Genomic DNA, 12,039 nt, shown 5'->3' on the forward strand with positions numbered 1-12,039 from the left:
CAGGAATAAGATAGCATCCTAACAAACAATATGGTAAAATAATATCACATCGTTTAACCTTTTCACATAAAGGTATAATTGATATGATGCATAAAAATACACTATATTAGATAGAAAGAATGAGGAGCCATGGCTGAAAATATAAAGCTTGAAGAATTACAGAACCCTAATGCAGTATTTTTTCTCTTTGGAGCAACTGGAGATTTAGCAAGAAGAAAGCTATTTCCTGCTATATATAGTTTGTATCGTGAAGGTAAATTAGCAGAAGACTTCGCTGTGATCGGTGTGGCACGTCGTCCACGTACACAGGAAGAATTCAGGGAAGACGTTTATAATTCCATTCAAGAATTCTGTCGTTATAAGACGGAAGATAATGAAGAATGGCATAAATTCGCTCAGCATTTTGAATATAAATCCCTTGATATCAATGATGTTAATGGATTCCGTGAATTAAAGGAACAGACAGAGAAAATTGAAGAGCGTTATCATATTCCTGGTAATCGCATGTTTTATTTAGCCTTGGCACCAGAGTTGTTCGGAAGTGTATCATCTAATTTAGAAAAGGGTGGCATGCTTGCGGGTCCAGGCTGGCATCGTCTTGTTATAGAGAAGCCTTTCGGCTATGACTTGAAGTCAGCAGAGAAGCTTAATGAACAAATTCGTCAAGTGTTTAAGGAAGAAGAAATTTATCGGATAGATCATTATTTGGGTAAGGAAATGGTACAAAATATTGAGGTTATCCGGTTTTCAAATGCTCTCTTTGAACCGCTATGGAATAATATGCATATCGCTAACATCCAAATCACTTTAAGTGAAACGGTTGGAGTTGAAGAGCGTGGAGGCTATTATGACAACGCAGGAGCGATGAAGGATATGGGACAGAACCATATGCTCCAGACGTTAGCTATGATTGCTATGGAGCCACCAAGCCGCCTGTTAGCAGAAGATATCCGGGATGAGAAAGTGAAAGTACTGCGTTCGCTTCGACCTTATCTCAGTGTTGAAGAAGTAGAACAGAACGTAGTACGCGGACAATATATACAAGGAAGTGCTGGAGGACAAGAACTACCTGCTTACCGCGATGAAGAGAAGGTAGATCCAAACTCCAATACAGAGACCTATTTCGCTACCCGTTTGTTCGTGGATAATTTCCGCTGGGCAGGTGTTCCATTCTATATTCGTACTGGGAAAAGACTTCCGGTGAAGACAACTGAAATTGTTGTTGAATTCCGTAGTATGCCAACGAATGTATATTTAGGTCAGAAGCATAAGCTTGAGCCGAACTTATTGGTTATTCGAGTCAATCCAATGGAAGGGATCTATGTCAAGATCAATGCGAAGAAGCCTGGATCTGAGACGGATATTCAACCGGTAGCGATGGATTTCTGCCAAAGCTGTATGATTGGCATCAATTCTCCAGAGGCTTATGAACGTCTTCTACATGATGCAGCACGTGGTGAATCGACATATTTCACTCGTTGGGATGAAGTAGCATCCGCTTGGTCATTTATTGACCGAATTGCTGAAGCTTGGGCGGAAGAACCAAATAAACTTACGACCTATCCAGCGGGTTCTTGGGGACCTCAAGAAGCAGATGAGCTTCTGGCAAGAGACGGATTTCATTGGTGGCCTGTTAACGGTCAAGAGGAAGATAACGTCGTTTGGCAAAAGTATAATTAATGATTCTTGAAAATAATCGTCCTCATGCAGGGTTGCATGAGGATGATTTGCGTGCAGAATGTGGTACAATAATAGACATGACTTTAGAAATGAAGGGAAATGTGAAATGAGCGAAGCAACAAACTCAACTTTGCAGAAGGAAGTGGATAAGCGTAGAACCTTTGCGATTATTTCCCACCCAGATGCTGGGAAAACAACTTTAACTGAGAAATTACTCCTATTCGGTGGTGCTATTCGCCTAGCGGGTACTGTGAAGTCCCGTAAATCGAACAAACATGCTACAAGTGACTGGATGGAAATTGAGAAGCAACGGGGAATCTCCGTAACTTCTTCTGTGATGCAATTTGATTATAACGGACATCGGATTAATATTCTGGATACACCTGGTCACCAAGATTTCAGTGAGGATACTTATCGAACCTTAACAGCTGCAGATAGCGCTGTGATGTTGATTGACGTAGCTAAAGGGGTAGAGAAACAGACTGTCAAACTGTTTCAAGTATGTGCGCAAAGGGGCATCCCGATCTTTACATTCATAAATAAGTTGGATCGTGAAGGGCGCAGCCCATTCGACCTTATGGAAGAGCTGGAACAAGTGCTTGGAATTCGTTCGATTCCTATGAACTGGCCTATTGGTACAGGTCGTGATTTATGCGGTGTGTATGATCGAATGAAGAATCAAGTAGAGTTATTTCAAGGAAATGACCATTCCATTATTAAAGTTCAGAAGGTGACGGGTTATCGAGATCCGATCATTCGTGAGATGGCGGGAGAGTACCTGCATGATCAACTTTGTCAGGACTTGGAGCTGCTTGATGTGGCAGGAGATCCCTTTGATCTTGAGAAGGTGAATAGCGGGGAATTGACACCATTATTTTTCGGGAGTGCGATTAATAACTTCGGAGTACAGACATTTCTAGAGAACTTCTTAGAGCTTGCACCTAAGCCAGAACCTCGTCAAAGTGTTGGTGGGCTTGTACAACCGACAAATGAGAAATTCTCTGGTTATGTTTTCAAAATTCAGGCGAATATGAATCCTGCGCATCGAGATAGAATTGCTTTCATTCGTATCGTCTCAGGCACATTCCATCGTGGAATGAGTGTGAAACATATTCGTGTAGGAAAAGACATTAAACTATCTCAGCCGCAACAATTTCTTGCTCAAGATCGGGATATTGTAGAGGAAGCATACCCAGGAGATATTATCGGGCTATTTGATCCGGGGATATTTCGGATTGGTGACTCTTTAAGTCAGGAAAGTGATATGGTATTTGAAGAGCTTCCGACATTCTCTCCTGAAATATTTGCGAAGGTAACAGTCAAGAATGCACTCAAACATAAGCAATACCAGAAGGGAATCGACCAGCTAACGGAAGAGGGCACTATTCAAGTGTTCAAAACCGTGAGCTTTGACGATACCATTCTTGGGGTTGTTGGTCAGCTTCAATTCGAAGTATTTGAATACCGGATGAAGGGCGAGTATGGCGTGGATGTGCAACTTCAACGGATGCAATATCAATTCGCAAGATGGCTTATTGACGATAATATTGATTCAAGTAAATTTCGAATTAACTCGACGCTTGTACGCGATAAGAAAGGAAACTACGTTGTACTATTTGAGAACGAATATGCGATGAGAACGGCAATGGAGAAAAATCCAAATGCTAAGTTTCTGGAAATGGCACCATAAGCTATGAATTAAAATCCCTCTACCCTGTATGGGTAGAGGGATTTTGTGAATCAGCCTGTTTTAGAATAGTCAGATTCAAGTGTGAGCTCGCTTAGAGCAGTGGTGCAGGTGTAACCGTTTGAAGGTGTTTTTGAGCGACTTGAATCAGTTCATCCTGTTGTGCGGGTTCAATGTTCTTCCATATCATCTCGAATATAGCCCCAAGCCCAGGTAATGCCGCTTCGGGACCATCAACTGAACCTTCAATCATCTCGCGTAACTCAGCGTCGTTCTTGTTATGGACCTTGTGTATAATTGCTTGACGCAAGTCGAGTGCTATTGGCATGTTATTCCCTCCTACCTCATTGTAATCATCATTTAATATTCCCTTCTTGTCTCGCTGAAATTCAAGTTTAGATACCAGTGTGTTATAATTATTGAATATATTTGAACAATCGGAGGTTAAGCAATGGCGAAAAGACAGTATGCCATCATTGGGATGGGGAGATTTGGTTCAAGTGTCGCAACTGCGCTTACAGATATGGGGTACGACGTATTGGCGATTGATTCCAACGAACAACGAATTCAAGATATATCCAATATTGTAACTCATGCGGTCTCTGCTAATTCAACGGATGAAGATGCATTGCGTGCACTCGGTATTCGAAATTTCGAAGTCGTTGTTGTCGCTATTGGGCAAGATATACAATCCAGTATTCTAACCACATTAATATTGAAGGATATGGGTATACCCACTCTTATTGTGAAAGCTCAGAATGAACTTCATGGAAAAGTGTTGGAAAAGATTGGTGCAGATAAAGTCATATTCCCTGAGCGGGATATGGGACTTCGTGTTGCCCATCATTTGACGTCCCCTAATATTCTAGATTATATTGAGCTGTCTGATGATTATAGTATTGTGGAAATGAAAACATCGAGTCAAATGATTGGTAAAAATCTCAAGGAACTAGAATTAAGAGCACGGTTTGGATGCAACGTAATGGCGATTAAGACTGGAACGAAGATGAATATCTCTCCGAATGCGAACGAACTATTGGATGAAGAAGATGTTCTCGTTATTTTGGGACAGAAAGATGATTTGAATAAGCTAGAACAGGCATTTGCCAAATAACCAATGGTATAGGATAAGGATGGGATTAAGATGGAGATTACATCCCTAAACAATGCGCGAGTGAAAGAATGGGCGCAGTTGTTGGAGAAGAAGCATCGGGATCGAAGTAATAAATTTGTTGTGGAGGGCGTTCATCTAGTTAAGGAAGCCTTGCAGTCTGAAGCGGATATAGAGTGTATAGTTTATGATATGGCCAAGGGAGTTCCTGCGGAATTAAAGTATATAAGTTCAAATGATGCAGAATGGATCGCTGTATCGGCAGCGGTGATCGGTAAATGTACGGATACTGTTACGCCTCAACCGATATTTGCGGTTATTCGCAAAAGCCCAGTTAATCTAGATCAGTTACTTTCCATCAAGAATAGTCTAGTGATGGTCTTAGATGGTGTGCAAGATCCTGGGAATGTAGGTACGATCATACGCAGTGCGGATGCAGCGGGGGCAGATGGTGTTATTGTGGGTCATGGGTGTGCAGATGTCTACAATCCCAAGACGATTAGATCAACGATGGGATCATTCTTTCATCTGCCTGTCGTAGAGGGGAATTTGCTTGATATATTGCCACAAGCTAAGCAGAGCGGAGCTCGATTGATCAGCACCAGCCTCCAGGCAACGTGTACATGTTACGAATACAACTTCTCTGCCTCCACATGGTTGCTTGTTGGCAACGAAGCACAAGGTGTATCTGAGCGCGTACAGCAGTTAGTTGATGATACATTAATTATCCCTATGCGTGGACAAGCAGAGTCTCTGAACGTGGGTATGGCCTCTTCAATATTGATGTTTGAGGTGATGAGGCAGAGGCATCATTCAAAATAGCTATCCAGTTGTGGGTTAGGATATCTTTTGAGACAGTAGATGAATTGAAAATCCTTGATGTATCAAGGGTTTTTAGTTATTTTTAAAAAGCTGATAGGTTGTGAGATGATGACCCTCATCAGAGACACTCATGGAGTTAAGAAAGAATTTGGGAGTCGATCTGAACTGGCTGCTCGAAATTGAAAAGGAAAGCGAAGTAACTTCTACTTTCATCTCAAGAGAGTTAAAACTTCTGTCTATGTATCGCAATCTACCAAATGATTATCAAGAGGACATTATTGAGTATGCGAGCTATAAATTAAAGAAGAGTCAATTAAAATGACGAAATTCGTACATATGAGGAATGAACTGATGTCGGAGCGATATAAGATCAGACCGAATATTAGGGAGCAAGAGGCTTTAAGCAGCTACCTCTTTAGGTTAGCTGAGGCAAATGGCACGAATTTTCTCAACATTTTAAAACAAATAAGCACAAAGAAGAACTCTGAAATAAGTGGAAGAAGATACTATCATATTGATATCAATCCAGTTATAAAAATAGCTATTAAGCCAGTTAACTTGTATTTCTATTGACGAGCTTCAGAATCATACGTTTTTTCGCAAACCAGCTGGATAGGTCGGGGACACAGGTATGGTGGACTTAAAAAGCCAGAAGCGTCTAACCATGGTACTAATTTTTCTGAATCCCTACAAAAAAGCAGGAGTAAATGACTACTCCTGTTCTTTTGTTTTGTATACTTAGCATGGGTATCGATTTTGTCGAATAAAAGTTCATAAAATGCCCTGGTAGTAAAAAATGTATAACTGAAGACATGGAAGTCTTCTGCGGTTATTGGGAAGGTTCAATTACTACTGAAAGGAAACTGTTGTTTGCTTGCGAAAATCTTGTGGTACCAAACCTATTAGATTACGAAAAACATAAGAAAAATAGCTTGCAGTTTGAAAACCGCATGCAATCGCTATCTCACTGACAGGTCTATTGGTTTCCAGCAGCATCTCACAGCTTTTTTGAATACGGTACTTAATTAGATAATTGTTTGGTGTCTGGCCTACATACTTTTTGAATAGTTCACAGCATCTGCTCCTGCATACAGAACCGGCGGTTGCAATCTCATTAATTGTTATCTTAAGGTCATAACTCTGATGGATATGTCCAGTCATCTTGCGAATTGTCATCCATGCATATTCATCGTCATTATTTCTGGAAACTTGTTGTATATGATCGCCTACGCGGGCACATAGAGACGTTGCCTGCGACAATAATCGAAGTAAATTGTCTGCATTGCTGTGCATTTCATCGTACAACTGAGTAAGTGAAAGCAAAGCTTCGAGTTGCCAAGGTATTTGAGATGTCAATAATATATAATCGTCAGTATTCGAACCGAATTTTTCTTCCAAATACACTTTGCCCGCAAGTGTGCCTTCACCAAGCAGCGTAGGATGGATAACGACCACAATGTAAGAGCAATCGGTCTTATCTGCGGAAAATCCGTAGTGGAGGCGCTTACTGTTGACGAAGATTCCATTGCCCGTATCAAGATGTATAGTCTGACCATTCACAAAATACTCCATTGATCCATCGATTACTAAAATAAACTCGAGATCCGGATGCCAATGATAAGCGGCAGCGAATCTGTCAAATTGATGTAGCGATCCTTTTCGCACATATAACGGGAAATCAGGAAGATTATAATTTAATCGTTCCGATAAATCTGAAAACACTTCAAGTGGTTTGTTCATAGTTACCCTCATACTTAAATTTATACGATTTTGATATTATAATAACCAATTTTGGGGGAAAAGACAAACGTAATGAAGTACAATTTTGACAGGCTGGATTTAAGTTATTTTATGAAAGTAGGGGGTTGAGGTGCAAAAACGTGCAAAAATGATAAGCACGATGGAAGTCGATTTTAATCGTAAGTTTAATCGTGCGTTGATAACCTTAGTGATTCCAATTGCATTACAGAACCTGATTTCAGCAACAGCTGTTTCAGCGGATATTGTAATGCTGGGTGTTGTTGGGCAATCTGCGATGTCAGCCGTATCTTTAGCAGGACAAATAACTTTTGTATTGACATTGTTCTATATGGGAATGTCGACAGGGGCAGGTATTCTGACTGCTCAATACTGGGGGAAAAAGGATCTGCAGACCATACAGCGGATTTTTAGTATCGCCTGTGTGTTTTCAATTTGTGTATCTTTTCTTTTTTTCATAATTTCCTTATTTTTTTCAGATACTTTGATGCGTTTTTTTACGAATGATGAGGAACTGGTTAGATATGGTGCAATTTTTTTGCGTTCCAATTCTTTTTCCTATCTCGCAATGGGTATTACTCAGATTTTTCTCGGCATGATAAGAAGTATGGAAAAAGCACGTCTAAGTGCTCTGATTAGCTCTATTGGATTGCTCTTGAACATCCTATTAAACGCATTGTGTATATTTGTCTTTTTTCCAGGTGTGCCTGAAAAAGCGATAATGGCTGTTGCGCTTACGACAGTTTTTACTCGTTTCCTTGAACTTGGATGGTGCCTATTGTATTCCAATACACGGGGAAATATCCGATTCCAGTTACCTGCACGAGATGCCATTCAGCGGAAATTACTTAAGGATTACTTGAGATACACTATGCCTGTACAGGGCAATTACATCGTTTGGGGATGCGCTTTGACTGCAATGACAGCAATATTTGGACATGTAAACGCTGATATGGTCGCAGCTAATTCTGTTGCGTCGGTAGTAAAGAATTTGGCCGTTGTATTATGCGGAGGTATTGCCACAGGTGGCTCGGTGCTTATAGGGAAATATTTAGGTAACGGTGAGATCGAGATGGCCAAAAAAGCCGGTAATAGGATGAACTTGTATGCGTTCTTGTTTGGTATCCTTGCAGGTGTGGCTATTTTGCTAATTAAACCGTTGGTGTTTATGGTGGATTTGAATAATACTGCACAAAATTATCTTCATGGAATGCTTTATATATGCGCTTATTACTGTATTGCAAAGTCGATGAATACGACAATAATTGCTGGTATATTCAGCGCTGGAGGAGATTCTAAATTTGGCTTCTGGTGCGATACTGTGGTTATGTGGGGCATCATACTACCATTGGGATATCTCTGTGCTTTTGTGTGGAAACTGCCGCCAATTACTTTATATGCGGTGTTAAGTTTGGATGAAATCATTAAGCTGCCAGTCGCTTTAATAAGGTATCGACAATTCAAATGGCTAAATAATATTACAAAAAATTTTTCTGAAACAAGATAAGGTGGACCTTTTTTCCAGCCTCAGTAGAACTTTGAAAGGTTCATTGTTTGCTTTATGTTAAAAGAGAGTATAAATATCGCGAAAAAGGAGAATGAGAAATGAATATTCGAGAAAGAATGGCAAGTATCCAATTATTCACTGACCATGACGCTAATTATCCCGAGGAGGCGGCTGAACTTGCTCATGCCCGTCAGCGGGGTAAAGCTCTATGTTATGAAATCAATCGCTTGCACCCTGACGATACAGAGAAGCGATCTGCATTGATGAAAGAACTGTTTGGAAGTATTGGAGAGAATGTATGGATGGAGCCCCCGATTCGCATGGCATATGGCTCCAACACCACGGTGGGAAGTAATGTGTATATAAACTTCAATCTTACTGTTGTGGATGATTATAAAGTTACAATTGGAAACAATGTGATGTTTGGTCCCAATGTTACTATTGCAGTTACGAGTCATCCTGTACATCCTGACTTACGTAGAGAAGGTGGAATGTTTGCTTTACCAGTAGTAATTGAGGATGATGTATGGATCGGCAGTGGTGCCATTATTGTACCGGGTGTCACCCTTGGAAAAGGTTGTGTCATTGGTGCTGGAAGTGTGGTTACCAAGGATATCCCAGCTAATGTGATTGCTGTCGGAAACCCATGCAAGGTGCTTCGTGAAATTACGGAGAATGACAGGATGTACTATTACAAAAACATGCGAGCAGATCAAGTTCAATGGTAAATAAATTGATGTTTTAGAGAAAGGAAGATAGATATGACTTTACTGGGATTCCAAGCTTCTAGTCTTAAGCCCTATCTCACTACTCCAAATGATCTGTTAGCCACTTTTCACAAACTACGGGACATAGGTTACCGCCACCTGCAGCTTCAATGGATCGATCCCTCTATTCCGTTGGAATTTACGGCAGAGGCACTCCAAGAGACGGGGCTTACCTGCATTGCTACTCAAGATGACTTTGTACAGGTTCGAGACAATCTTGATTACTATGTGAAAATGAACCAGCTGTGGAGCAGTAAGTCCCTCTGCATCAGCACTATCCCTAAGGAGCAGATGACAAGAGAAGGCCTAAAAGCTTTCGCTGCTGAGATGTTAAGGATTTCACAGGTGCTGGGGGAACAGGGGATCAGTCTCACGTTCCATCCCCTGTGGTTTAATTTCGAATCGGTTAGTGGAATAAGCGCAGTAGATATGATCATGGCACTATTCCCCCACGAGATAGGCTTAACACTATGTGTTATGCAAGCTGTACGGGCGGGAAATGATCCCATAGCTTTGTTAGAGAAATATAGGGGACGGGTAGAAATTTGCCATTTCAAAGACTTTGTGGTTTTTCCGGATGGTAATGAATACCTGGTACCTGTTGGGCAGGGAAAAATAGATTGGCCCCCGATTTTCGAAGCTTGTCACCGTACAGGAGTGAAGTGGGGGTTGACAGAGCAGGAAAACTGGCAGAAAGATGCATTTGTCTGTGCCAAGGAGAGCTTCGACTATATTTCTAAATATGGAATTACTCTACAATAATAATAGATTCGATCTTTTCAGTGATAAAATTAGATGCTAAAATACCTTATGCCGATTATCAGGAGCAACGCAAGAATTCATTATTTGAGGTAAAGGAGCTAAGTAAATGGACGTTAGAGAGAAAATGCACAATGGGGAGTTGTACTTGCTAAGTGATGAGCAGCTGATGAAGGAGCAGACACTTTGTCTTGAGCGACTATATGACTTTAACATAACACGCCCTTCGGAAATTGAAAAACGGACAGCCATGCTTAAAGAAATGTTTGCTGAAATTGGTGAGGAATGTTATATTGAACCGCCGTTTCATGCAAATTGGGGCGGGAAGCATGTCCACTTCGGCAGGAATATTTATGCTAACTTCAATTTGACACTGGTAGACGATACCCATATCTATGTTGGCGACTACACAATGTTCGGCCCGAATGTGACCGTGGCAACAGCAGGACATCCGATTTTACCTGAGCTTCGAGAGCAAGTAAGCCAATTTAATGCTCCCATTCATATTGGAAGAAATTGTTGGTTAGGAGCAGGAGTCATTATTACTCCCGGCATTACCATTGGTGATAATACCGTAATCGGGGCAGGAAGCGTTGTTACCAAGGATATTCCAGCAAATGTAGTTGCTGTAGGCACTCCGTGCAGAGTACTGCGTGAAATCAACGAAAATGATAAAATATACTATTTCAAAGATCGTAAGATCGTTACTGAAGATTTAAAATTACACTCCTAAAATCTTACCGATATAAAAAGAATCCCGAAAGGCCAGCGATTTTTTTGATGTGTTCTTCCTTAAATATACCAGAGAGCGATCTTTACAACCAAGTCTATATGTCAGGTAGCGCTGTTCAATATGCGCTAACTAGCGGCCGCTTGAGCGGAGAACATGCGGCAAAAGCAGTTGCAGAAGGAAAATGAATAATTCTCGATTAATAGAAGTCATTAAATGAAAACAATAAGGCGAAGAACATTCATTGAGCGAATGGCTTGATGGAATGTTCTTTGTCTTCTTTTTCACTAAATCTCATCATATGCTTGTATAGAGACATGTTGTCGGCATTGGAGGTTAACGATGAGAAGAAGGGCGAAGTGGCATAGCCAACGAAGCAGTAAACCTGGTAGTAGACGGAGGTTGTGGCTCGTAGGAATCCTTGTCTTTTTAATCATTCTAATTCAGGGATTTGCTTACATAGATCGTAATCTGAAACCTCCCATTATGCATTTAGCGAAGATCAGAGTGAAGCAACTAGCAACGGAAGCGATCAATCAGGCTATTAGCGCACAGGTTACGCAAGGACAAGATTTCGATCAACTGGTGAATTGGAAAATGGATACATCAGGAAAAGTAGCTGGGTTTATGTTGAATTATGCGGAACATATGAAAATTACAGCCAATACGTTTAATGTCGTTCAAGCTACCTTAGATAATGTTCATCAATTGTCGGAACATATTCCTGTGGGAATGGCACTAGGGAGTCCTATGTTGGCTTCATTTGGTCCTGGGATTCCGGTGCGAATTGAACCTCAAGGAGCGGCTAAGGTAGAGCTGTCCACAAGACAGCACGATGCTGGCATCAATATGATTCTGGTAGAAGTCTATATTCATGTTAGTGTAGATGTCGCTGTAGTTATTCCTTTCGATATGGAACAGGAAATTGTAGATACGGAAATCCCAATTTCATATTTGCTTGTGGTGGGGGATGTACCTATGTATTATTACAATTCGAAGGGTCAGCCTGTTGGAGGAAATGGAGAAAATGCTCCGAACATTTCAATACCGTTAGGTGTAGCTAGTAACTCGGAAAACAGTAGTGACAAGAATCCAGTAACCGCTACCCCTAAACAGTCTGAATTAGATCATCCGTAAAATAAACAAAAATCAGTACTTATAGAAAAAAGGCCTAATGTTCGAAGTAGCGAAGGTAACGGAATTGTCCTGTAGAAGCGT

General features: G+C 40.9%; 12 protein-coding genes. 10 read left to right on the forward strand and 2 right to left on the reverse strand.

Annotated elements, in window-relative coordinates; genetic code table 11:
* Positions 1 to 129: 129 nt before the first annotated feature.
* Together zwf and ACP8HI_RS00150 are read left to right on the forward strand one after the other, a co-directional pair.
* Positions 130 to 1,680: a glucose-6-phosphate dehydrogenase gene (zwf, locus tag ACP8HI_RS00145; protein ID WP_438349147.1), complete on the forward strand. Its 1,551-nt coding sequence runs from the start codon at positions 130 to 132 to the stop codon at positions 1,678 to 1,680.
* Positions 1,681 to 1,786: 106 nt separating this feature from the next.
* Positions 1,787 to 3,370, forward strand: a complete 1,584-nt coding sequence (locus tag ACP8HI_RS00150; protein WP_438349148.1) for a peptide chain release factor 3 — start codon at positions 1,787 to 1,789, stop codon at positions 3,368 to 3,370.
* A gap of 91 nt (positions 3,371 to 3,461) precedes the next feature.
* Here ACP8HI_RS00150 and ACP8HI_RS00155 read toward each other — a convergent pair whose 3' ends face one another.
* Positions 3,462 to 3,695, reverse strand: a complete 234-nt coding sequence (locus ACP8HI_RS00155; RefSeq protein WP_438349149.1) for a small acid-soluble spore protein SspI — start codon at positions 3,693 to 3,695, stop codon at positions 3,462 to 3,464.
* Positions 3,696 to 3,818: 123 nt separating this feature from the next.
* On the opposite strand from ACP8HI_RS00155, the gene ACP8HI_RS00160 reads away from it, so the two are divergent.
* The 3 genes from ACP8HI_RS00160 (at position 3,819) to ACP8HI_RS00170 (ending at position 5,622) form a co-directional block, all read left to right on the forward strand.
* Complete coding sequence (locus ACP8HI_RS00160) at positions 3,819 to 4,481, forward strand: potassium channel family protein (protein ID WP_438349150.1); 663 nt, start codon at positions 3,819 to 3,821, stop codon at positions 4,479 to 4,481.
* Between the two features lie 30 nt (positions 4,482 to 4,511).
* A complete protein-coding gene (locus ACP8HI_RS00165) occupies positions 4,512 to 5,300 on the forward strand; it encodes a TrmH family RNA methyltransferase (RefSeq protein ID WP_438349151.1) in 789 nt (262 codons plus the stop codon).
* A gap of 130 nt (positions 5,301 to 5,430) precedes the next feature.
* Entirely contained in the window at positions 5,431 to 5,622 is a 192-nt protein-coding gene (locus ACP8HI_RS00170) for a hypothetical protein (RefSeq protein WP_438349152.1), read from the forward strand.
* A gap of 527 nt (positions 5,623 to 6,149) precedes the next feature.
* Here the strand turns inward: ACP8HI_RS00170 and ACP8HI_RS00175 are convergent.
* Entirely contained in the window at positions 6,150 to 7,040 is an 891-nt protein-coding gene (locus tag ACP8HI_RS00175; protein WP_438349153.1) for an AraC family transcriptional regulator, read from the reverse strand.
* A gap of 130 nt (positions 7,041 to 7,170) precedes the next feature.
* Here ACP8HI_RS00175 and ACP8HI_RS00180 point away from each other — a divergent pair, with 130 nt between their 5' ends.
* The 5 genes from ACP8HI_RS00180 (at position 7,171) to yunB (ending at position 11,958) form a co-directional block, all read left to right on the forward strand.
* Positions 7,171 to 8,565 carry an MATE family efflux transporter gene (locus ACP8HI_RS00180; protein WP_438349154.1) on the forward strand — a complete coding sequence of 465 codons (1,395 nt, stop codon included), beginning with the start codon at positions 7,171 to 7,173 and terminating at the stop codon, positions 8,563 to 8,565.
* A 98-nt stretch (positions 8,566 to 8,663) separates the two neighbouring features.
* The gene (locus tag ACP8HI_RS00185; protein WP_438349155.1) at positions 8,664 to 9,293 is read left to right on the forward strand and encodes a sugar O-acetyltransferase; all 630 of its coding nucleotides are present in this window, start codon (positions 8,664 to 8,666) and stop codon (positions 9,291 to 9,293) included.
* A 33-nt stretch (positions 9,294 to 9,326) separates the two neighbouring features.
* Positions 9,327 to 10,094 (forward strand): sugar phosphate isomerase/epimerase family protein, encoded by a 768-nt coding sequence (locus tag ACP8HI_RS00190; RefSeq protein WP_438349156.1) that lies wholly within the window; start codon positions 9,327 to 9,329, stop codon positions 10,092 to 10,094.
* Between the two features lie 106 nt (positions 10,095 to 10,200).
* On the forward strand, positions 10,201 to 10,824 hold the full coding sequence (locus ACP8HI_RS00195) for a sugar O-acetyltransferase (RefSeq protein ID WP_438349157.1): 624 nt from the start codon (positions 10,201 to 10,203) through the stop codon (positions 10,822 to 10,824).
* A gap of 339 nt (positions 10,825 to 11,163) precedes the next feature.
* On the forward strand, positions 11,164 to 11,958 hold the full coding sequence (yunB, locus tag ACP8HI_RS00200; protein WP_438349158.1) for a sporulation protein YunB: 795 nt from the start codon (positions 11,164 to 11,166) through the stop codon (positions 11,956 to 11,958).
* The last annotated feature ends 81 nt before the right edge of the window (positions 11,959 to 12,039 follow it).

Origin of the sequence: Paenibacillus sp. FA6 (assembly GCF_051550225.1) — a bacterium.
Taxonomy (GTDB): domain Bacteria; phylum Bacillota; class Bacilli; order Paenibacillales; family Paenibacillaceae; genus Paenibacillus_AQ.